This window comes from Paenibacillus sp. NMA1017, assembly GCF_058895805.1.
Window position 1 is genome coordinate 99,193 of sequence record NZ_JBZXYR010000013.1, and the last position, 23,501, is coordinate 122,693.

The following is a 23,501-nucleotide window of genomic DNA, read 5'->3' on the forward strand; positions in this document are numbered from 1 at the left end:
GGGAGGTGAAACTATTGTCAACAAATTATTCCCAGCAGGCGATTAATTGATTGATAAAATCATCGAAATGATCGAGGGATGACAACAGATTCACATGTTTATCCTCCGTCAATATGGTGGCGAGCGCATCGAATACGTCACGGAATATTTTTCGATCCTCCCCGCTGACGGTGATTAATAAAACTATTTTCACGGTAGAATGATCCCATTTGATGCCATTCGGATTCAAATAAATGAACATGCCCGTTTTGCTGGATTCCATTTTGATCGCATGAGGAAGGGCTACTTGTCCGAACGCGGTAGAGGACATTGCTTCCCGTTCCATAATTTGGGTAAAAAAATCTTCGTTCGTATAACCATCCTGGTTCATGGTGTGACAGATAAACCGTAAAACGTCCTCTTTCCCCGACTTTGCCGTGGAGTGGCAGAAATGTCTTTCGTCTAAAAAAGATTCCAGATGGAGCTTAAATTGATTTTTCTTTTTTTGCTCTTTTAATTCAAATATTCTGTTCGATACTTTTTCCCGGTCATTTTCGATAAAAAACGGGGTAATCACGACATAGGGGACTTCTGGAATTTTGTGCAATTGGACGGAAGAAATAATAAAGTCGCTAGTTGCATAATTCAAATCGCTCTCGTCCGTGACAATCGAATGGATCGAGATATCGTCGCCAAAATACTGCTGCAATTTATTGATCATTTGCACATTCATATTGTAGTAGAGCGGAAACAGCACCGTACACGAGATTTTTACGTTCGTTTGCCGCTGCAATTCAATAGCATATCCCAGGTGAAAGGCCAAATAAGCAATTTCATCGTCGCTAATCCGATGACCGGTTTTTTCTTTAATCACATGGGAAGCATGCACAGCGCAATCGTAAATGAGCGGGCATTCTCTTTTGATCGTGTTCGTTAGTGGATTTTTCGTCGAATGATGATTTTTTAATCTCATCAAAAGGTTTTTAACATGCAGTGAAAAACGCGTAATAAAATCGGCATCGGCAATACTGATATAGTAATACTTATCCAAGTCGGATGCGATTTCGCTGACCAAATCAATACAGTCTTTCCCAGCGATCTGCTCCAGGTCACTGACTTCAATTTGCGTAAAATTAATGTTCGTCCCATTGCATGAAATTAAGATCGCCAAATCGGCGATTTCTTCTTCTGAATATTGCACGTGAAAATAGGATTCCAATTTAAAGGCGATTTCTTTGGCGATTAAATACGCGGTGTTGTCCATGTTATAATTCACGGTCTTATTTAAAAACTGAAAATCATGTTTCATTCTGTCCAATGCAATGGTGATATGGATGATCATATTGGTTAAATAAAAATCATTGGTGAAAAAGTGATGGGAAGAAAAGGTTTCAACAACGACTTTCCGAATGTAATCCACATTCAATTCTTGATAAAATCTTTTGATTTTATCAATATCAATAAAGCTTCCATTGGCCTCCTCATACAAAATGCTGCTCATTAATTTACGTTTATCCTTTTCCTTGCCTTGCAAACTAATATGGTCCTTAACCAGGCTCAATTCTAGGCTGTTTTTGGAAATCTTTTCCTTGATCAGCTTTAAATCCACCCTCAGCGTTGATTCGCTGATAAACAGCGCTTCGCTTAAATCATAAATATAAATGGGTTGATTGGTTTGCACCAGTTTTTTCAGAATATAAGCCATTCTTTCGGATTGGGTTTTCGGAATTGACTTTTGTTTGGTAGTTAGAAAGGTGTTCACCTGATCCGTATCGATCTTATAGCCTTTATTCGACGATAGAATTAACCCGTGGTGAATCTGATTAATCTCACCGATATAAGATTTGATGGTACGTTTGGACACGCCATAATTATCCGCTAAACTTTGCGACGAAATCCAATGCTCAGAGGAGCTTAAATATTGAATTAAATCAATATACTGTGTTTTCATATGCGTCTCCTCACTTTAAAATGTTGCACCATAGGGGTGCAGTTTTTTATTTGAAACTGTTTTTGGATTTGTAATATAGTTTGGTTGTAGTAATGATAGCGCTATCACACCACGATTATAAAGAAAAGCGAGGAGGATTACCATGGGAAATTCAAGCGAAATGTTAAATGTGCTGTTAATTTGCGGGTCAGGGGCAAGCTCCGGTTTTATGGCTGCCAATATTCGCAAGGCCGCTAAAAAAAGAAACCTGAATATGGACATCAAAGCCAGAGGGGAAGCGGAAATTGAAAATTACATCCATGACATTGATGCTTTATTAGTCGGCCCCCACTTGGCTTATATCATGGATGATATCAACGAGCTTACCCAAGATACCGATGTCAAAGTGCTCTTGATGAAGCCTTCTTATTATTCCACTTTGGATGGGGAAGCGGCTTTAGATGACCTTCTGAGTGAGTTGAACAGCTAAAGGGGATAAGAAAAATGAACAAATTAATGGAATGGCTTAAAAACGACTTCTCTCCGAAGATGAATAAAGTCAATAACAATGTATGGATCGTAACTCTTAAGGATTCTGTCATGCAGCTATTGCCTTTTATTCTTTTAGGTTCGGTATTTTGTCTTCTGACTATACCCGGAGATGTGTATCATATCAAAAATTATCCTAATTTTTGGGTTCCGTTTGGATGGACGATGGGTATGCTTTCGCTCTTGGTTTCTTTCCTGATTCCGTTTAATTTGATGGAGAAAAAGAAGTTAAGAAAACAGCGCTTTATTGCCGGATGTACCAGCTTAATTACATTTTTAATCATCATAACTCCCCAGGTCGTAAAAGATGGTACGGTTGGTTTTACGCATAATTCTTTGGGAACCGGAGGTATGTTTGTTGCGATCATCGCCGCTCTTTTCACCGGTTATATTATGAGCCTGTTCGGAAAATTCTCTTTTTTCAAAGAAGATTCCGTCATCCCGGACTTTGTCAGAGCCTGGTTTGATTCCATGCTTCCCATCGGGATCACTTTAGTTGCGGCTTGGGTGTTGGTCGATATTGTTCATGTTGATATATACAACATCATTTTGAATATTTTTATGCCGTTGGCCAACGTGGTAGAGACGCCTTGGGGATTCATGCTGATTATATTTCTTTACTGTTTCCTATATTCCATGGGGATCTCCAGTTGGGTGTTAACCCCGGTCACCAAACCGATTTTTCTGGCGGCTATTACCGTAAACGCGACCATGGGGGCGCATAATCTCGTAACGGCCGAAACGATTTTTTCGGCATACTTGTTTGTAGGCGGCGTGGGCTGTACGTTACCCCTGGTTATTATGCATGCGTTCTCTAAAAGCACCAAGCTAAAAGCGCTAGGCCGGGCAAGCTTTATACCCGCCATCTTTAATATCAACGAGCCTTTAGTATTTGGTTCTATCGTATGGAACCCCATATTGATGCTGCCGATGTGGATCATTGGTATTATCTTGCCGGCGATCATTTGGATCGGAACCAAAGTCATACCTTTCGCTCCCATACCGAAATTGATCTTCGATCTGTGGTATGCTCCTTTTCCAATTTCCACGTGGATTACGACAGGAACGATCACAGGCATTATTTTGATGCTCATCTGCGTTGCGGTGGCTACGCTGATTTGGTACCCATTTTTCAAAACCTACGAAAAACAAGAACTTGAAAAAGAATTGCCGCAAACTAATTAATTTGTTAAGGGGAAGTTAACAATGACAACGGAACAAGTAGCTCAAGATGCGATGCAAATCATTTTGCACGCAGGGGAAGCAAGAAAGCATTGTACGGATGCGTTAAAAAATATTGAAAAAAGCGACTTTGCCGGAGCTAAGGAGAAGATGAAATTAGCCAACGGCGAAATTGTGATCGCTCATCGCGTACAAACGAATTGCATCCAAAAAGAAACGGAAGGTGGACAAGGGGAGTACTCAGTGTTATTTGCCCATGCGCAAGACACGTTAATGACGATTTATAGTGAAATTAATATTGCCAAGCGGTTAATCGACATTTTCGAGAGCTTTAATCAGAGGCTGACCCAATTAGAAATGACCAATAAATAAAGAGAGGAAGTAATAAAAATGAAAAATATTCCATCAGGATTTCCAGCCGATTTTTTATGGGGAGGAGCTATCGCTGCCAATCAGGCAGAAGGCGCTTACAATGTGAACGGAAAAGGGTTAAGCGTAGCGGATATTAATGAATTTACGGATGAAATTCCTTTAGATAAAAAGAACAATTTGGAACTGACTACGGACTATATTAAAGAAGCCATTCAAAACGAAGAGCGAATTTTTCCGAAGCGTTGGGGAATTGATTTCTATCACACTTATAAAGAAGACTTGAAATTGTTGAGCGAACTTGGACTAAAAACCTTTCGCACCTCGATCAATTGGACAAGAATTTTTCCGAATGGCGACGAAGAGAAGCCTAATGAAGAAGGTTTGAAATTTTATGATAACCTGATCGACGAAATTATAGCGAACGGAATGGAGCCGATGATCACCCTGTCCCATTACGAAATGCCGCTTCATTTGACCCTGGCTTATAAAGGGTGGTACTCCAGAGAAATGATCGAGTTTTTTGCCCACTTTAGCAAAGTGATTCTTGATCGATACCATAAAAAGGTGAAATATTGGATTATTATTAATCAAATCAATTTAATTGTTCATGAATCCTTTAACCATCTGGGCATTGCGGAAGATGTAGTGGATGATTTAGCCTCCGCCAAATATCAAGGTGTGCATCATGAAATGGTAGCTTGCGGTTTGGTCACGAAGTATGCCAAAAACCTGGATTCCAACTTGCAAATCGGGATGATGCTTTGCGGGGGACCTGCCTATCCGGCTACCAGTAAACCGGAAGATGTATTCGCCACCGTACGCAATAATCAAATGGAGTACTTTTTCTCCGATGTTTTAATGCGCGGATATTATCCTGGCTATGCTTTCCGTTATTTCCACGACAACAATATTACCGTTGAATTCGCGGAAGGCGACGAAGAAGCATTGAGAAATACGGCTGACTTTATGTCATTTTCCTACTACTATACTCGCATTTTTGATGAAGAAAGTTTGAAAAACAAAACAGGACCTTACCGCAATTTTGAACTTCCGGCCAATTCATGGGGATGGACTATTGATCCTATCGGTCTTCGCACTATGCTTAACCTGTTCTATGACCGGTATCAGTGCCCTATTTATATCACGGAAAATGGGGTTGGCTACCATGACAAATTAGAAGAGAATAATTCGATCCATGATCCTTATCGGGTTGACTATTACCGGGCTCATATCGAACAAATGAAAGAAGCCATTAAGGATGGGGTGGATCTAAGAGGCTATTATGCTTGGGGACCGATTGATATCGTTAGTTGTTCATCCTCGGAAATGAGCAAACGCTACGGATTTATTTACGTGGACCAGGATGATTACGGCAAGGGCAGCAAAAAGCGCCTCCGTAAAGACAGTTTTTACTGGATGAAAAAAGTGATCGCTTCCAATGGAGAAAATCTGGACTAAAGGTTGCGTAAATACATGGCTCTTGCGAAATTTGGCGGACGATTAGTTATTGTGGCCGTTGCCACGGCGTTAAGCGCTCTAGCCGTTAATCTATTTATCGAGTGCAATATAGGGTCTGATACATTAACGGTTTTATTGGATGGATTGCATAAAAGCCTCGGAGTTAGTGTCGGTCTTGCAAGCTTTTGCGTAAGTATTGTTTTTCTGGCTGCGGGTTTATTGCTAAATCGTGAATCAATCGGTTTTTCTTCCATCATGTATTCCTTTTTGGTCGGGCCCTTGATTAACTGGATTCATCCGTTTATTGCCAATATGGAACTGGCGGATTTATCGTTATTCAACAAAATCGTCATCGTCATCCTGGCTAACTTTTGTTTCTCCATGACTTATGTGTTGTTGATGAATTTTGGCAATGGCATGTACGCCTTAGACGCGATTTTGCGATATACGGAATCAAAATTCGGAATCAGGTATGATCTCGGCAGAATCGGTGTAGACGCGATCTTTTTAAGCACCGGGTTTTTGTTCGGAGGAATAGTGGGGATCGGAACGGGAATCGCTTTTGTTTTAACCGGACCAGGAACCATGCTGCTCGAAAAAATACTGTTTAAATTTGGAAGGTTATATAAGTTGAACTAAAGAAAGAGCAACTTATATAGAGGAGAGGAGATAGAAACTATGGTGAAAAAAACATTTACAGTCATTGACGAGGTGGGCATTCACACGCGTCCGGCTTCCATCTTGGTTCAAGCCGCAAGCAGATACAATGCGGAGGTTAACATCGAATATAACGGCCGAACCGTTAACCTCAAATCGATAGTGGGTGTAATGTCTCTAGGTGTTCCGCAAGGAGCTCAAATTCAAATTGCTGCGGTTGGTTCCGATGCGGATAAGGCAATCCAAGGGATTGAAGAAACCTTGAAAAACGAAGGGCTTGGCGAATAATGAGCAATAACCTGAAAGGAATTGGTGCTTCAGCCGGTATAGCGATTGCCAAAGCCTACCGCCTGGAGGAGCCGGAGCTTCAAATCGTAAAAAAGAGCATTGAAGACAAGGACGCCGAAAAAAGGCGATTGGAACAGGCCATCAGCCGTTCCAAAGCGGAGCTGGAAAAAATTACGGAATACGTAAACCGTGAGCTTGGCGCCGATAAAGCGGAAATTCTCGCCGCTCAGTTATTGGTGTTAAACGACCCGGAACTATTAAATCCGGTTTTCGAAAATATAAGTACGGAAGGCGTAAACGCGGAATTTGCCTTGAAAGAATCAGCCGACAGGTTCGTTTCCATGCTGGAATCCATGGAAAGCGAATATATGCGGGAACGCGCCAAAGATATCCGCGATGTAACGAAACGGGTAATCGCGCATGTATTAGGCGTGCAAATTCCCGATCCAAGCTTGATTTCCGAAGAAGTTGTCATCATCGCCGAGGATTTGACACCTTCCGATACCGCGCAGTTAAATCGTAGATATGTGAAAGGTTTTACGACGGATATCGGCGGCCGCACTTCTCATTCGGCGATCATGGCCCGCTCCATGGAAATTCCGGCTGTCGTCGGCACAAAGCAAGCTACGGCCAGGATTGAAAACGGCGTAGTTGTTATTGTCGACGGTTTGGAAGGCGATGTCATTATAGACCCATCATCAGAAATCATTGCCCAATATGAAGCGAAAAAAGCAAAATACGAAACGCAAAAAGCACAATGGGCCAAATTGGTTCATGAGCCGACGGTAACTAAGGATGGCGTGCATGTCGAACTGGCCGCTAACATTGGCACACCGGCTGATGTTAAAAGTGTGCTGGAAAATGGAGGAGAAGCGGTCGGGCTTTACCGTACGGAGTTTCTTTACATGGGCAGAGATCGGCTTCCAACAGAGGAAGAGCAGTTTGTCTCTTATAAAACCGTTTTGGAAAAAATGCAAGGGAAGCCGGTAGTTGTCCGTACTTTGGATATCGGTGGCGATAAAGAACTGCCTTACTTGAAACTGCCCAAAGAAATGAACCCGTTTTTAGGCTTTCGGGCGATTCGTTTATGTTTGGAAGAACAGGACATTCTCCGTACACAATTGCGTGCATTATTACGTGCAAGCGTCTATGGAAACCTGAAAATCATGTTTCCTATGATCGCAACATTATCTGAATTCAGGGAAGCCAAAGCCATTCTTTTGGAAGAAAAAGAAAAGCTTGTGGTCAGCGGCGTAAAAGTAGCGAATAATATTGAAATTGGCATGATGGTTGAAATACCGTCTACAGCTGTAATGGCGGATCAATTTGCCAAAGAAGTCGACTTTTTCAGTATCGGCACCAATGATTTGATCCAATATACCATGGCCGCCGATCGTATGAATGAATGCGTATCCTATTTGTATCAACCCTTCAATCCAGCGATTTTACGGCTGATTTCAATGGTCATTGATGCGGCGCATAACGAAGGAAAATGGGTTGGAATGTGCGGAGAAATGGCAGGCGATCCGATTGCCATTCCTTTATTGCTTAGTTTAGGACTTGATGAGTTCTCCATGAGTGCAACCTCAATCCTTCCGGCACGTGCACAAATTAAAGAGCTGGCCAGTGAACATGCAAAAAGCGTTAAAGAGGCCGTTCTATCCATGAAAATGTCGGAAGAAGTTATTGAGTTTGTAAAAAAGACCTTTAATTAATAATGATTGCAGCTTTGGGCTAAAACTTGAAAGGCGATTCTGCTGGATATCTCGGCAGGGTCGCCTTTTTAAGTATCTTGTGAAGTAAACTTATTGCCGCGAAAGAAAATGAGCTGATACCAGTCAGCGCAATGACGGCGCAATCACTCCAATATTTGTAGAAAAACAACCTGCTTGAATATAAGCAGCTTGCGGCTATGAGAACAAACGTCGAATTAAAGACCGCAACGGTTGATTACGCCAAAACCCGTACTGTGTTTGAAGGGTACAAATCCGCGAAATACAGCAGGAAATATTATTCGGAGCATAAGGCCGACATTGAACTGCACCGGGCGGCGAGGGCCGCAGAGAGTTGTTTCAAATAAATAAGTGTGATAAAATACCCATAAACCAAACATCCTATGTTTGATAAAAAAGGTGAAGAGAGGGTTAACACATGCTTCAGAAAACAAACCGGCTGACGCTGGTTGAGCAAGTCGCACTGCAAATGGAAAGTCTGATCGAATCCGGCAAGTGGACTGTCGGGATGCGCATTCCGGCCGAGCCGGAGTTGATGGCGGAGTTGAATGTTAGCCGCAATACATTAAGGGAAGCAGTTCGGGCGTTGATACACGAGGGACTCTTGAAGACGAAACAAGGGGACGGAACTTATGTCTGTTCTTCAAGCGTTTTGGGGGTCGTGCTGCAAAAACGTATTTTGCGCTCCGATACGCTGCAGACGTTAGAAGTCCGGCATGCGCTCGAACGTGAGGGAGCCCATCTGGCTGCGCAACGTAGAACGAGCGACGAGGCGAATGAACTTCTTCTCCAACTTGAACGCTGCGAGGCGGCTGCTGCACTCGGAGACATTGATGGATTTGTAACGGAGGATATTCGTCTTCACCAAAGCATCGTCACTGCATCTCACAATGAAATATTGATCGAATTATACGACCATATCGCTGAAGCGTCGCAAGATTCGATTACAAGCTTGACTCGTTATGAAGTCGGTGCGGATTTCTTGGAAATGCACCGGCTACTTGTCGAAGCGATTGTCGATAAAGACGCCGATCGGGCTGTGGCAGCGGTTCACCGTTATATTGCGGAATCGCAAGCTGTTCTCGACGTCAAAGGAGGGGAACGGCCGTGAGCGTACAAATCGATACGAAGTCAACGATGGTCAAGAAGTCGTTGTCGTCGAGTTGGCCGATCATCATCGGCATCGTCCTGATCTCACTGACCATGCGATCACCGCTAACGTCGGTAGGCCCGTTGGTTGGCTCGATTCGCGAGTCCCTCGGACTGTCGAATACCGGGGTAGGTCTGCTCACAACTTTGCCGATGCTTGCTTTTGCGCTTCTTTCACCGTTCGCGCCCATTCTGGCGCGCCGCTTCGGGGTGGAAAGGACCATGCTTTATGCGTTGGTTCTGCTCATGGCGGGTATCGCGATCCGCTTGTTGCCTGCAACAGCTTCTTTGTTTGCAGGCACTGCTTTGCTTGGGCTCGCGATTGCGGTGTGTAACGTGCTCATTCCGAGTATGGTTAAACGGGATTTTTCTCGTCAAGTCGGTCTCATGACAGGAGTGTACTCCGTGTCGATGAATTTATGCGGGGCGATCGCATCCGGTGTAAGCGTTCCGCTCGCCCGTAATCTAGGTTTCGGTTGGAATGGCGCGCTAGTCATCTGGGGCGCACTCGCTTTGTTGGCCGCGCTATTCTGGTTGCCTCAAGTTCGGGCGAGTCACGCGTCTTCCAGGACAATAACGGGCGGTGCGTCAGCTCGTCGAAGTCTGTGGCGTTCACCGTTGGCATGGATGATTACGATTTTTATGGGGATGCAGTCTCTCTTTTTCTATGTTTTGATCGCTTGGTTGCCTGAAATTATGACAAGCCGGGGCTTGAGTGAAGACAGCGCCGGTTGGATGCTGTCGCTGTTTCAAATCGCTGCGCTGCCCGTAGCGTTCATCGTGCCGATCGTTGCGGGGCGCATAAGGAATCAACGTTTACTGGTTATCATAATGATTATCCTGTTGTTTGTATCTTTGGGAGGCCTTTATTTCGGCGGAAATGCTTTCATTTCGTTATGGACAATTTTACTTGGAATTGGTGGGGGATTTGCGTTCAGCTTGGCCATGATCTTTTTAAGTTTGCGAACGAAAGATGCCCACGATGCAGCTTCTTTGTCCGGCATGTCGCAATCCGTTGGATATTTGCTGGCAGCAACTGGACCGATCTTATTTGGTTTGCTCCATGACATCACAGCAAGTTGGAACTTCCCGCTGTTATTATTGCTTGTCGTTAGCGCTCTGTTGTTCATATCTGGCTTGGGTGCCTCAAAAAATCGCACAGTATAAGGCAGAATCGCCCCCAAGAGCGATCATGACATCGCAACCTTGTAGTTCAGGTGCGTCAGATGAACACATCAACTGTGAGAATTCGAAAAGCTCGCCTTACACCAATGTCCAAACAAGAGTACAACGAGGTTTATTAATAAGTATCGCATTTAATTACATTTACTTGCAGATAGAATTGAATTGTAAATCCTTTCATTTGTTTTAAAAAAGTTGATACTAATTATTAAATCAGTGTGTAGAGATATAGGTATAAGCTTTAATGGCCAAAAATATATGTCGCATGATACGTCTACCATCTGAAATATTTTTATTTCGGAGGGAAACAATATGTATAAGGAAGAAAGACTGCCTCAAAACGCAAGAGAAGGTATATTATTTTTATTGATTATTTCAATTATTTCAGTAAACACGATCGCCCCGATTATTATGGGGTTGGAACGCGGCTTTAGTAAAGAAAATTATTTAGAAACGCTTAAGATTATTCCGTTTATGTGGCTTATCGTTGTTTTGTTAGTAAGATTGGTTGCAAGACCATTAGTAGGTAAAGTGATACCCAAATTCGTAGGACAAACAGATGCATTTAATGCTAGAGTTTTATTGAATACTTTATTGAATGTTACAGTCTTATCTATGCATCTAACCATTATAGGAATTTGGGTTGGTACGAAACAAATAAGCCTAGAACCTTTTCAGAACTTTTTTCATAGTTGGTTTAGAAATTTTGGTGTAGCATTTTGGATTGAGCTATTGATTGCTCAGCCAATAGCAAGATTTGCAATGAAAAAAAATACACGCAAGACAGGCTAGCAAAGCAGAGAGTGTAAATCCGTAACACGATACCAAAGTCATAATAAAAAACCGCATAATAACGTGTTTTTTCGTAAATCGGTAAAGTTACAAACCATGTAGAAAAAGCGCTGGTCCCGGGCTGGAACCAGCGCTTTTTCGCGTTTCGGATTACGAACTTTCGTCAGGCCAAGCAGGCCGGGTTGGCGACTTATTTCCTAAAATGACGCATTGCCGTCCGTTCGCCTCTATTCTTACTGGGCCGTTAAAATCAGTGGTCCGTCTGACGTAACTGCGATCGTATGCTCATATTGCGCCGACAACTTGCCGTCGGCCGTTCTCGCCGTCCACTGATCGTCGTCGATCGTGATACGGAACGTACCTTCGTTGACCATCGGTTCAATCGTAAACACCATGCCTTCCTTTAACCGAATGCCTTTGCCGGCTACGCCGATATGCTCGTAGCTCGGCTCCTCGTGCAGGCTCCGCCCGATCCCATGCGCCAGCAGATCGCGTACGACCGAAAACCCGTTCGCTTCCGCATGCTGTTGAATCGCCGACGTTATGTCGCCGAGCCGGCCCCCAGGGAGGGCCCGGGCGATCCCCAGATCCAAGCATTCCTTTGTCACCTTCATTAATTTTTGCGCCTCCGGCCGGATATTGCCCACCGCATAGCACCAGCACGAATCGCCGAACCATCCGCCGTATTCCACGACGATGTCGAGCTTCAGCAAGTCGCCGTCCATAAGCATCTGGTTCGAAGGAATGCCGTGGGCCACCACATCGTTGACCGAAATGCAGGTTTCGGCGGGGAAACCGTTGTACCCTTTCGTAAACTGCTTGCCGCCCAGCTTGGTGATGTGTCTGGCAACAAAGTCATTGATTTCCCGGGTGGTGATCCCAGGCTCGATCAGTTTCGCCACCTCGCGGTAGCAGTCCGCAACGATTTGGCTCGCCGGCTTCATCTCTTCGATTTCCCTAGGTGATTTTAAAATGATCATTTTTGTCTATTCGCTCCTTATCAATTCTATAATTTTAAAAACCGGACGATATCTTTGGCCTCCTCGTGCAGCTTTCCGCGGCGAAGCGAAAGCGACGCGCAGCCGACCAAGGCGGCCAACAGCATTTCCGCGCGCTGTAGCCGATACGGTGGCTCTGCCGCGTTTCCACCGGAAGCGGCAGCCCCGTCCGCCGCACGACCGGTTTCCAGCAGCGCGGCAAGCGGCGCGAGCACCTCCCGGCGAAAGGCGGCCGAGAGCGGGACAGAGCGCGCTTCAGGCAGCGAGGCAAAACCCTCACCGGCCAGCTTATGCAGCAGGTACAAGGCGTGGTCCTCCGCCCAAAGCTGCAGCAGCCGAATGCCGGCGACGGCGACGGGGCCAAGCTCTGCGAAAGCGGCCGTTTCGCGGCTTCCGCTTTGGGAATCTGCGGCAACCGAGTTCCTGGTGTCCTCCGCAGCAGCCAAGCCGAAATGCCCGCCCGCCGGCGCCTCCCCCGAAGCCGAAGCGCGCGGGGCCTCCAGCCATCCCCCGGCCCGCTCCAACGCGTCCCATAGCAGATCGTGGAGCAAATTGCCCTTATTGCTGTAATAATGGTATACCGTGCCATAGCCGAGTCCCGCCTGCACGGCCACATCGCGGATTTCCAGTAAAGGCCCTTTATTCAAAAACACATCGGCAGCGGCTTTCCGGATTTGCGCCAGACGCCGCAGCCGGATCTCTTCGTTTTGTTCCTTCGTACGTGGAGACATCTCGTCCGTTCACCTCTTTTATTTTTGACCTACTCTTATGTCAATATAAAACATCGGCTTGCGAATAACAAGAGTCGGGCAAACAAAAGTTCCGGCAACACCTCATAAACGAACGAAGATCAGTTATATATCAGCTCAATTTTAATGGTTTGATTGTACTGATATCATTTAGCTGGTTTCAGGTGAGCAGAGTTATGCTATATTATCAGTGCAGTTGATTTAATACCAACAACCGATCTTACCGAATCTACACTAATGGAATCACGTAAAAATCAATCTCAAATGATGCAACAAATAGATGTAACGCAGATGTTCCCTGTTACATTAGAAAAAAAGGTTGTGCCAAGTTATTTTAGTGGTCCTGATATTCAATTAGAAATCATCAAGCCTAAACAATCAAAGTATCATAAGATGCCTCTATATTATTCGATATACGGAGACGGGATGGTCTTAGGAAGTCCAGTCGTGGATCGTCCTGCTAATGCATCTCTTGCTGCACAACATGGTTTCTGTTGTGTATCCGTGTACTATCGCCCAGCACCAGAGCATGTACAGCCAAGTCAGTTACAGGATTGTTATTCGGGCCTAAAATGGTGTATTGAACATGCGGAAGAGTTAGGGATAGATACTCAGAAAGTTTTATTAATTTTAATCTGATAGTATCTTTTTTCATCCCTTCCGACTTTTACCACCCATTTAGGGTAAAATAGTAGCAAGCATAAAATCCAACTACGGAAGTGGTGATGTCCCATGACAACGAGCAGCAAACCGAATAGACTATCCAAGGAAAAATCACCGTATTTGCTACAGCATGCTCACAATCCGGTAAATTGGTTCCCTTGGTCAGATGAGGCTTTTGAAATCGCTAAGCGTGATAACAAGCCTATTTTCCTATCTGTCGGCTATTCCACTTGCCATTGGTGCCATGTAATGGGGAGAGAATCTTTCGAGGATGAAGAAGTGGCTGATGTATTAAACAGGGATTACGTATCCATTAAGGTGGATCGTGAAGAACGTCCGGATGTGGATCATATCTATATGTCCATCTGCCAGACGATGACGGGGCATGGAGGCTGGCCACTGACGATATTGATGACCCCGGATCAGAAGCCTTTTTTTGCGGGGACGTATTTGCCCAAGGAGCAGAAGTTTGGCCGTGTCGGACTGTTGGAGCTGCTGGATAAGGTGGGTACTCGGTGGAAAGAACAGCCCGAAGAGCTGGTGGAACTGAGTGAGCAGGTGCTTACCGAGCATGAGCGGCAGGACTTGCTTGCAGGTTATCGCGGTGAACTGGATGAACAGAGCTTGAATAAAGCTTTCCATGAATACAGCCACACCTTCGATAAGGAATATGGCGGCTTCGGGGAAGCTCCCAAGTTTCCTTCTCCGCATAACCTGTCTTTTTTGCTGCGATATGCACAGCATACGGGGAATCAACAGGCACTGGAAATGGCAGAGAAGACGCTGGATGCGATGTCACGGGGCGGAATCTATGACCATGTAGGCATGGGATTCTCACGATACTCCGTGGACGAGAAGTGGTTGGTGCCGCATTTTGAAAAAATGCTGTATGACAATGCTCTGTTGGCCATCGCGTATACAGAGGCTTGGCAGGTGACAGGCAAGGAACTGTACAGACGGATTACAGAACAAATCTTTACATATATTGCAAGGGACATGACGGATGCAGGTGGTGCCTTTTATTCGGCGGAGGATGCGGATTCCGAAGGAGAAGAGGGAAGATTTTATGTCTGGGACGACTCTGAGGTAAAGGCTGTACTAGGCGATGAGGATGCCGCCTTTTTCAACGATTTGTATGGGATTACACCTTACGGCAATTTTGAAGGTCACAACATTCCAAACCTGATTGATATCAATCTGGAAGCCTATGGGATCAAGCATGACTTGACTGAGCAGGAACTGGAGCAGCGGGTTAGTGAGCTACGCGCCAAGCTGTTTGCTGCCAGAGAGCAGCGGGTTCATCCTCACAAGGATGACAAGATTTTGACCTCGTGGAACGGATTAATGATTGCTGCACTGGCGAAGGCAGGACAAGCTTTTGGAGACACGAGATATACAGAGCAAGCTCGGAAGGCTGAGACGTTTTTATGGAACCATTTAAGACAGGAGAACGGACGGCTGTTCGCACGTTATAGAGACGGAGAAGCAGCTTATCCCGGTTATGTAGATGATTATGCTTTTTATGTGTGGGGCTTGATCGAGCTATACCAGGCGACCTTCGAAATAGAGTATCTGCAACGGGCGATAACGCTCAATCAAAATATGATCGACTTGTTCTGGGATGAGGAACGGGACGGCTTATTCTTTTATGGGTCAGATAGTGAGCAGCTAATTGCCAAGCCTAAAGAAATCTATGACGGTGCGATTCCGTCGGGTAACAGCATTGCAGCTCATAATTTTGTGCGGCTTGCGCGGTTAACAGGTGAATCTCGATTAGAAAACTATGCAGCCAAGCAGTTTAAGGCTTTTGGCGGTATGGTTGCTCATTACCCGTCAGGCCACTCCGCGTTGCTCAGCGCGTTGTTGTATGCGACGGGAACGACGAAGGAGATTGTGATTGTGGGTCATAGGGACGATCCGCAGACCGTACAGTTCATTCAGGCGGTTCGAGCTGGGTTCAGGCCGAATACGGTCGTTATTTTGAAAGATGAAGGACAGTCGGAGATTGCAGAGACGGTTTCTTATATCCGTGATTACGATCTTGTGGAAGGCAAACCAGCTGTATATGTGTGTGAGCATTTTACCTGTCAGGCACCAGTTACTGAACTTGAAGGTCTGAAGGTGTTGTTGGATTGAACTGAATAAAGCGAACAAACCTAATCCCCTTGGGGGTAGTAAGCATACGGTGATTATCGAAAATGACCCTATGTTTGCTACCTTCAAGGGGATATTTTCATGTTAAGAGGTAGGTATAGTGAAATGAAACTAATATTTTCTTAACATGTGCTATGCATTTTTTTTAATATTTTTTAGGTATATTATATCAAAGAACCGGTTCCGACCAGCCTTGTTGTTTTCGAAAATAAGTACATATACCTATTTAACTAGCGCGTTTATATCTTTTATGTCCAAGCGTTTTAGCAGCAGATGTGAAAAATGTGAAAGAGAGTCTGTCGGGTGATTGTCATCATCGGCAAGACGAAGAGGTTCACCATAGGTTAGGAAATCCAGGTAATGAAATGGAGATGTTTATTAATGAAGAAGTTATCGGGAAAAAAGTGGCTAGTTGCAAGGATGCTCAGCAAAAATTTTAAAACGAAGCTAATGGTCGCCTTTATTGCATTTCTGATTTTACCGTCCATGATCGTGGGGGCTTTGTCGTTTATAAGCGCTAGCCAGCAGATTCGAAACCAGATTGAAGAAAGTGCCAAGCAGGCTATCATCCGCACTAATTTTATTGTTGATAGTACTATTAAACCCAAGGTACATGACGCAGAATATTTTGCAGAAAGACTAAAAGGCAATCGGGTAGAGACGGAGGAACAAGCGGCCAAACTGGAAGAGTTTTTCAAGCAATATGCTGCACTTCATCCTGAAGCAGAATCCATCTCTTATGGTACGAAGGACGGTAAATTTATAACCTATCCACAAAAGCAGTTACCGGACAATTATGATCCACGGGTCAGACCTTGGTACGATGAAGCGATAAAGGAGCAAGCAAAGACAGCGATTAGTTCTCCCTATCTTTCGGCAAGCTCGAAGCAAATGACGGTTACGGTGTCTAGGGCAACGTCAGATGGATCGGGTGTTATTGGCATTGACCTGAAAATTGGTGGTATTAAAGAGACGTTGAACAATATTAAAGTAGGTCATGAAGGTTATGCCATATTGCTGGACAGCAACCATACTTACATTGTACATCCGACGAAGGAAGCAGGCACCAAAATTACAGATATTGAATCACGCATGTTTCAGAGCGATACTGGTGAATACGAGTATGAGTATGAAGGCCAGCCCAAATATATGAACTATGCGACTAACAAGCTGACTGGCTGGAAGATAGGCGGAACGCTGTATATGTCTGAAGTCGATGAAGCAGCAGGACCAATTTTGATCAGCACTTTACTAACCATCGTCGGTTGTCTTGTGATTGGTATTATCATTGTTTATTTCCTGATCCGTTCCATCATCAAACCGATTTTAAAGTTAAAAGAACAAGCGGTAAATGTGAGCGCCGGAGATCTGACACAGGACATCGAAGTAAAGAGCGAGGACGAGATCGGAGAATTAGGAGTGGCTTTTCAAAATATGCAGAATAACTTGCGACTTGTCATTCAGAACGTAGGGAACAGTGCAGATCATGTCGCCCTTTCTTCGAATGAACTGACGATAAGTGCGGAACAAACCAGTGCTGCAAGTGAGCAGGTGTCCCAGGCTGTACAAGAAATAGCCAGTGGTGCAGAGAAGCAGACTACAGGGCTGGAAAATAATTCGGTGGCCCTGGATGAAATTGCACAGGGGATCACCCAAATCGCTGAACGCTCGATTTCGGTAGCCGATTTGGCCAAACGATCTGCCTTGCAAGCCGAGGAAGGACGAAAGTCTGTTGAGCAGACAGGCGAGCAAATGAATTCCATTCATCAATCAGTAGAGCGTTCTAACCAGATGATTCAAACCTTGCAAGCCCGCTCTCATGAAATTGGTGAAATTACGAAGGTTATCGGCGATATCTCCAATCAGACAAACCTACTGGCCTTGAATGCAGCTATTGAGGCAGCCAGAGCGGGTGATCATGGAAAAGGCTTTGCCGTCGTTGCTGATGAGGTGCGTAAGCTGGCAGAGCAGTCTCAGACTTCCGCCACACAGATTGCCACCTTGATTGCCGAAATTCAGCATGAAACCGAAACAACAGTGAAGACGATGGACAGGGTTACGACTGAGGTGCAGGATGGACTGCAGATTTCCAAAGCAACCATTGTCAAGCTGGGTCATGCGATGGAGGGCATTCGAGAGACAACGCCTCAGGTAGAGGAGGTCGCTGCGATTGCACAGCAAATATCAGCCAGTGTACAAGAGATTGCAGCGACAGCCAACGAGCTGGCGACGATTGCGACCGGTAATGCCGCCACATCTGAGGAAGTTGCTGCCTCTTCACAAGAGCAACTGGCTTCCATGGAGGAAATATCAGCTTCTGCACAGTTGCTTTCAACCATGGCTGCTGATTTGAAGGCGATGATCAGTCGTTTCAAATATTAAAATGAACTTGAACCCTATGGAATGTATAGTACAATGAATGCTCGGGACAGTTCTTTAAGCCTTATGGCATAAGGAATCTGTCCTGAGTTTTTTTATATTTTCGATATATCTCACAAAACATGGAAGATTATAAGGGGGCGAACATTTGGTTCGAGATTTAATGCTATGTGCTATCGTGATATTATTGTTAGTTTTGGTTTTTCAGCGTCAACTTGTTCGTCAGGCGATCACAGGTGTATTTTATGGAGGGGCGGGAATGTTGTTCTTGTGTTTTGGCATAAGCGATAAAACACTGTTGAGCTGCGTGCTAGAGTTAGGGATGGGTCTAATATTCATGACTCTGTTTGTGTACACTTTAACCACCGCTAAGTATACATATGGACAACGTTTGTTAAACAAAGACCGTGATCTGCTGAATTTACTCCGGGTTCAACCTGGCTTTACCTTTAGGCTGGAGAAAAGCGGTGAGGAATTTTATTATAGGCTGCTTGAAGGTGAATTGCTGGAGCGCGTGGGTCTGAATCTGCAAGTCAACTACAATAAAAGGGAGCATGTGAAGCGCCTCGGTGACATTTTGGAGCTTTCCTCTGAAACGATGGAGCAACTTAACCAATACTACAAACAGGCCTGGTTTGGTGATCGAACCGTATTTGAATTGGAGTTTTGGGAATATTCAGCTCTCATTACCTTACATCCGGTTATGGAGGACGGGGTTACGAGGTCTGTTATCGGTCACGTGTTGGATATTACGGAGTATAAAGCCTCAGAGCAGAAGAGAAAGGAGATGGACGAGGCTAACCATGCGAAAAGCGTTTTTTTGGCTCATATGAGTCACGAAATTCGCACCCCGCTGAATGGAATCATCGGTCTGTCAAAGCTGTTGAATAAGACTGAACTGACTGCCGTTCAAAGAGATTACCTCCACAAGCTTCATGCTTCCTCGCGTACCCTTTCATCCATGCTCAGTAACGTATTGGATTTTTCCAAAATGGAAGCCGGCAGTCTGGAACTGGAAAAGGTAGAATTCGAGCCGGAAAAAATGCTTCGACATCTCGCAGATACCATTGGAACTTTGCTCGAAGATAAGGGAATAGAGGTCGTATTTATAACGGACCCGGCGTTACCGAAAAGGTTTAAGGGAGATCCGCTTCGAATGGAGCAGGTGCTTTCAAATCTTCTGACCAATGCCATCAAGTTTACGGATCAAGGACATGTATTGTTACATGTAAAAAAGCTAAGTCAGCAGGAAGGGCGAGTGGGCGTTTCTTTTATGGTAGAAGATACGGGCATAGGAATCTCCGAGACGTGTAAGGACAAGCTATTCATCCCTTTTATCCAGGCGAGTACATCAACCAGCCGCAGATATGGGGGCTCTGGGCTGGGTTTGGCCATTAGCAAGCATTTGGCTGAAGCTATGGGCGGGAAGGTAGAGGTGAAAAGCCGATTAGGAGAGTACAGTCAATTTTACTTTAATGTCGAGCTGGAAACTGGGGAATTGAATGCAGGAAGCACACGAATAGAAAAACAAATAGAAGGCAAAGCCTTAATTGTTGCACAGCATGAACTGGTGAGATACAGCTTGAACAAACTACTGCAAGATTTGGGATTAAAAACATTCACTATATCATCCTTCCAAGAATGTGTGGACGCTTTTCAAAAGGGTGAGCATTTTGATTTTGTTATCATTGATATGGGGATGGAAGGTTTTAGAGAACTGGACTCCCGGAGGCAATGGCTTCAAATGCTGGATAGGCAGATAACTCAGATCATTGGACTTACAACTGTGTTTCAGATGGAAACAATAGCTGCTGGGGACATGGATCATAGTGTGGATGCTTTTTTGTCCAAGCCCGTTACCCGGAACGCTCTGCTGGAGGTTCTCTGCTGGAAGAAGGAACGGTCAGTGGCTACTGATGGTAATACACTGGAGACTCATGCGACGATGAGTTTCCGTAATGAGATGGGGGATACAACACAGAAGTATCAAATTCTCATAGCAGAGGATAACGAAATTAACCAGGTGGTGATTACCGAGTTTTTAGCAGAGCGTAACTTTGAAGTAACGATGGTCACGAACGGAAGAGAACTAATAGCGTTACTGGAACTGCGTTACTGGGATATGGTGCTGCTTGATCTGCATATGCCAGAGATGGATGGTTTTGAGACGGCGAGACATATTCGGAGAAACAAAGCTTTTAACAGGCTTCCCATTATCGCTTTTACCGCTGATGCTGTGCAGCATGAACAGGAAGTTTGTCTTCGTGCCGGTATTAATGCCGTGTTGCTCAAGCCTGTCCATGAACTGACCGCTGCTAGAGTGTTAACTAGCTGGATTAATTTAGCGTGGCTGCAAGATTTACATGGTATTCACGCTGAGCAGTCGATAGCTGGCATGGATGGCAAGGTGTATATTTTTCAATTTGCCCTTTATAAATGGATACAGGAATACCAGCATCTCGATAAAAGAGTTGTGAGAAAAATGGACAATGGGCAGTTATCTTCTGCTCTTCGATTAATCCACTCGCTTAAGGGAGGAACGGGGAACCTGTGCGCGCCTGAGTTGCTGGCAAAGGTAATAGAGCTGGAAAAGGCATTGAAGCGCAGCAATGAAACCTCAATAGGAGAACTGTATCCAGACTGGAAAGAGCATCTGAGCACGGTTCAGAAGGATATTAACCAAATCAAGTCATCACTTCCCTGGAGCTGACCATGTTATTGCATAAATTTGTAGCCGATTCCCCAGATGGTCTTGATTAATTGCGGTTTCTTAGGGTCTTTTTCGATTTTTCTGCGTAAATGGTTAATATGTACGTCCACAGCCCTCTCATTAATAAAGGAGTCTGTGCCACGAAGAGCCTGAATCAAAGCATACCTGCTGAATACAATTCCCCGGTTCAAATAAAAAAGCTTCATGAGCTCAAATTCTGAATATGTTGTCTCCACATTTTGTCCGTTAACGGTAATCATTCTTCTCGCTAGATCCAAAGTAATGCCCGTATCAGGTTCAGGTGCTCTGCCTCTTCCTTGCAAGCGCGTGATTTCAATACGACGGAAAAGAGCTTCCATCCGTGCTTTTAGCTCTTGCATACTAAAAGGCTTGCAAATATAATCATCTGCTCCCAACGTAAGTGTACGAATGCGCTCTGATATGTTGTTTTCTGTAGAAATCACGATGATGGGCACGTCCGTATGCTTGCGTATCAGTGGGCAGGGATTCATTCCATCCAAATCTGGAAGCAACAGATCCAGCAAAATAATATCGGGCTGTACGATCTCAAGCCTAGCAATACCCTCAGACGCTTGTTCCACTCGAGTAACGTTGTAGTCTTCTCCTGTTAAATACAAGGAAAGGGTATCTCCCAGCATATTGTCATCTTCAATAATCAAAACATTAGACATGATCATATTTCCTTATCTTTCTATCAAATTCGAGCCAAATAGTTAGGATAGCTGCAATGTTTACAACAAGTTTTTGGCAGGTTCTTTTGATAGAGTAAACTCCTTTGGACAGTCTGTCAAAAGATCAGATTTATTTGTGGCAATCCTGTGGCCAAACAGTCCAAACGTATATCTATTTGATATGGAAATGTACTATTTTTGAGATTTGTTTCTATAATACGACATTTTTCGTTTTCTTTTAACAATATACTACAAGTCGTTGATGATAAATTACAAAAATTTAACAAAACACCTCAGAAACATGCATTGACTTAAATGAAAATTATGGTATTTTATTACATAGGAGTTGACATCCTCTGATAGGCCTCTTAGAAAAACCCACTATTTAATCTTCTACTAACCTACTCTCATGTGCTATCTCTGTATTTAATTTTCGTACTTTAATTGTTCTTGTGATCATACTTATGATTCTTTGGTGTGGATATCCCAGTGTGAATTCAGACTGTCTACTCATTTAGATTACATATTTACATTTTTTTGCTTTCCATGCTTGTATTTTTTAAAATCAGGTCAGCGGGAGGACGAGAGATCATGAACACATTCGAAGTGCTGGAGTCCAATGTAAGATCCTATTGCAGAAGTTTTCCAGTTGTTTTCAACAAAGCTAAAAACGATGTACTGTACACGGAGGAAGGCAAGGGCTACATTGACTTTTTTGCCGGGGCAGGGGCTTTGAACTATGGGCATAATAATGATTTTATGAAAAACCGGATATTGGATTATTTAAGCTCCGATCGGATTATGCACGGTCTGGATATGTACACGACGGCCAAGCAAGAGTTTATGGAGTCTTTTTCAGAGCGTATTCTCCAGCCCAAGGGCTTGAATTATAAGCTGCAATTTTGCGGACCGACCGGAACCAATGCGGTGGAAGCAGCACTGAAACTTGCACGCAAGGTGAAAAACAGAAATGGTATTTTTGCTTTTATGGGTGCGTTCCACGGGATGTCGCTGGGCAGTTTATCTATTACCAGCAACAACTCCATGCGAGAGAGCGCAGGGGTTCCCCTGAACAATGTTACCTTCATACCTTATAACAGCACATTTAACGGAATGGATACCATTTTGTATATGGAGCAGCTTTTAACAGACACCCATTCGGGTGTGGAAAAGCCTGCCGCGATCATTTTGGAAACGGTACAGGCTGAAGGCGGTATTCATATTGCAGATACCGAATGGCTGCGTGATTTGCGGCAGCTGTGCGATGATCATGATATTTTGCTCATTGTTGACGATATTCAAGTCGGTTGCGGTCGAGTTGGTTCGTTCTTCTCATTCGAGCGGGCGGGAATCGTTCCTGATATGGTTGTTTTGTCCAAATCGATCAGTGGATACGGATTGCCAATGTCTCTGTTGCTACTCAAGCCAGAATTGGATATATGGAGTCCAGGTGAGCATAACGGCACCTTCCGTGGAAATCAGCTTGCTTTCGTCGGGGCAAAGGCTGCGCTGGAGTTCAGAGATACGGTAGAGCTGGAAGCACAAGTGAAGGAAAAAGAGGCTTTTGTTCAGCAGTTCTTGCGTGAACATATCCAATCAATAGACCCTCTTATTGAAATTCGCGGCATGGGATTGATCTGGGGGATTGATGTATCTCATCTGGGAGAAGCGTTCGCCAAGGAGGTAACGACTCTCTGCTTTAGTAGGGGACTCATTATTGAGCGTGCTGGGCGTAACGATACAGTAATTAAAATTATGCCAGCGTTAACGATAAGCTTGGAAAACTTGCGTAAGGGCTGCGACATTATTAAAGAAAGTATGGCACAGGTAACCAGTACCTTGGTTACAGTATAAATCGATCAGTAAAGCCCCTTGGCTGGAGCTG

General features: G+C 44.5%; 19 protein-coding genes and 1 pseudogene. 16 read left to right on the plus strand and 4 right to left on the minus strand.

Annotated features, from left to right (window positions below; genetic code table 11):
- Positions 1-25: 25 nt before the first annotated feature.
- Positions 26-1,930 carry a BglG family transcription antiterminator gene (locus tag AC5ELV_RS23105; protein WP_493432049.1) on the minus strand — a complete coding sequence of 635 codons (1,905 nt, stop codon included), beginning with the start codon at positions 1,928-1,930 and terminating at the stop codon, positions 26-28.
- Positions 1,931-2,090: 160 nt separating this feature from the next.
- On the opposite strand from AC5ELV_RS23105, the gene AC5ELV_RS23110 reads away from it, so the two are divergent.
- The 11 genes from AC5ELV_RS23110 (at position 2,091) to AC5ELV_RS23160 (ending at position 11,271) form a co-directional block, all read left to right on the plus strand.
- A complete protein-coding gene (locus AC5ELV_RS23110) occupies positions 2,091-2,399 on the plus strand; it encodes a PTS sugar transporter subunit IIB (RefSeq protein WP_223822108.1) in 309 nt (102 codons plus the stop codon).
- 110 nt (positions 2,400-2,509) lie between these two features.
- Positions 2,510-3,643, plus strand: a complete 1,134-nt coding sequence (locus AC5ELV_RS23115) for a PTS transporter subunit EIIC (protein ID WP_493432050.1) — start codon at positions 2,510-2,512, stop codon at positions 3,641-3,643.
- Between the two features lie 21 nt (positions 3,644-3,664).
- Complete coding sequence (locus tag AC5ELV_RS23120; RefSeq protein ID WP_493432051.1) at positions 3,665-4,012, plus strand: PTS lactose/cellobiose transporter subunit IIA; 348 nt, start codon at positions 3,665-3,667, stop codon at positions 4,010-4,012.
- An 18-nt stretch (positions 4,013-4,030) separates the two neighbouring features.
- On the plus strand, positions 4,031-5,470 hold the full coding sequence (locus AC5ELV_RS23125; RefSeq protein ID WP_493432052.1) for a glycoside hydrolase family 1 protein: 1,440 nt from the start codon (positions 4,031-4,033) through the stop codon (positions 5,468-5,470).
- Between the two features lie 15 nt (positions 5,471-5,485).
- Entirely contained in the window at positions 5,486-6,109 is a 624-nt protein-coding gene (locus AC5ELV_RS23130; protein ID WP_493432053.1) for a DUF6198 family protein, read from the plus strand.
- Positions 6,110-6,151: 42 nt separating this feature from the next.
- Positions 6,152-6,415, plus strand: a complete 264-nt coding sequence (locus AC5ELV_RS23135) for a phosphocarrier protein HPr (protein ID WP_493432074.1) — start codon at positions 6,152-6,154, stop codon at positions 6,413-6,415.
- Complete coding sequence (gene ptsP / locus AC5ELV_RS23140; RefSeq protein WP_493432054.1) at positions 6,415-8,130, plus strand: phosphoenolpyruvate--protein phosphotransferase; 1,716 nt, start codon at positions 6,415-6,417, stop codon at positions 8,128-8,130. The genes AC5ELV_RS23135 and ptsP overlap by 1 nt, the downstream gene beginning before the upstream one ends.
- Before the next feature lie 197 nt (positions 8,131-8,327).
- Complete coding sequence (locus AC5ELV_RS23145) at positions 8,328-8,495, plus strand: hypothetical protein (protein WP_493432055.1); 168 nt, start codon at positions 8,328-8,330, stop codon at positions 8,493-8,495.
- Positions 8,496-8,566: 71 nt separating this feature from the next.
- Positions 8,567-9,259: a FadR/GntR family transcriptional regulator gene (locus AC5ELV_RS23150; protein ID WP_493432056.1), complete on the plus strand. Its 693-nt coding sequence runs from the start codon at positions 8,567-8,569 to the stop codon at positions 9,257-9,259.
- Complete coding sequence (locus AC5ELV_RS23155; protein WP_493432057.1) at positions 9,256-10,464, plus strand: CynX/NimT family MFS transporter; 1,209 nt, start codon at positions 9,256-9,258, stop codon at positions 10,462-10,464. Before AC5ELV_RS23150 ends, AC5ELV_RS23155 begins: the two co-directional genes overlap by 4 nt.
- 327 nt (positions 10,465-10,791) lie before the next feature.
- Positions 10,792-11,271: a DUF2798 domain-containing protein gene (locus AC5ELV_RS23160; protein ID WP_493432058.1), complete on the plus strand. Its 480-nt coding sequence runs from the start codon at positions 10,792-10,794 to the stop codon at positions 11,269-11,271.
- A 233-nt stretch (positions 11,272-11,504) separates the two neighbouring features.
- Here AC5ELV_RS23160 and map read toward each other — a convergent pair whose 3' ends face one another.
- Both map and AC5ELV_RS23170 read right to left on the minus strand, forming a co-directional pair.
- A complete protein-coding gene (gene map, locus AC5ELV_RS23165; RefSeq protein ID WP_493432059.1) occupies positions 11,505-12,251 on the minus strand; it encodes a type I methionyl aminopeptidase in 747 nt (248 codons plus the stop codon).
- A 26-nt stretch (positions 12,252-12,277) separates the two neighbouring features.
- A complete protein-coding gene (locus AC5ELV_RS23170; protein ID WP_493432060.1) occupies positions 12,278-13,000 on the minus strand; it encodes a TetR/AcrR family transcriptional regulator in 723 nt (240 codons plus the stop codon).
- Between the two features lie 201 nt (positions 13,001-13,201).
- On the opposite strand from AC5ELV_RS23170, the pseudogene AC5ELV_RS23175 reads away from it, so the two are divergent.
- The 4 genes and pseudogenes from AC5ELV_RS23175 to AC5ELV_RS23190 form a co-directional block, all read left to right on the plus strand.
- A pseudogene (locus AC5ELV_RS23175) lies at positions 13,202-13,639 on the plus strand (alpha/beta hydrolase); the annotation flags it as partial.
- Positions 13,640-13,750: 111 nt separating this feature from the next.
- Positions 13,751-15,817 carry a thioredoxin domain-containing protein gene (locus tag AC5ELV_RS23180; RefSeq protein ID WP_493432061.1) on the plus strand — a complete coding sequence of 689 codons (2,067 nt, stop codon included), beginning with the start codon at positions 13,751-13,753 and terminating at the stop codon, positions 15,815-15,817.
- Between the two features lie 399 nt (positions 15,818-16,216).
- Positions 16,217-18,217 carry a methyl-accepting chemotaxis protein gene (locus AC5ELV_RS23185; protein ID WP_493432062.1) on the plus strand — a complete coding sequence of 667 codons (2,001 nt, stop codon included), beginning with the start codon at positions 16,217-16,219 and terminating at the stop codon, positions 18,215-18,217.
- Positions 18,218-18,362: 145 nt separating this feature from the next.
- Entirely contained in the window at positions 18,363-20,924 is a 2,562-nt protein-coding gene (locus AC5ELV_RS23190) for a response regulator (RefSeq protein ID WP_493432063.1), read from the plus strand.
- A 5-nt stretch (positions 20,925-20,929) separates the two neighbouring features.
- Here AC5ELV_RS23190 and AC5ELV_RS23195 read toward each other — a convergent pair whose 3' ends face one another.
- A complete protein-coding gene (locus AC5ELV_RS23195; protein ID WP_493432064.1) occupies positions 20,930-21,616 on the minus strand; it encodes a response regulator transcription factor in 687 nt (228 codons plus the stop codon).
- 591 nt (positions 21,617-22,207) lie between these two features.
- On the opposite strand from AC5ELV_RS23195, the gene ectB reads away from it, so the two are divergent.
- Positions 22,208-23,470 carry a diaminobutyrate--2-oxoglutarate transaminase gene (gene ectB, locus AC5ELV_RS23200; protein ID WP_493432065.1) on the plus strand — a complete coding sequence of 421 codons (1,263 nt, stop codon included), beginning with the start codon at positions 22,208-22,210 and terminating at the stop codon, positions 23,468-23,470.
- Positions 23,471-23,501 lie beyond the last annotated feature (31 nt).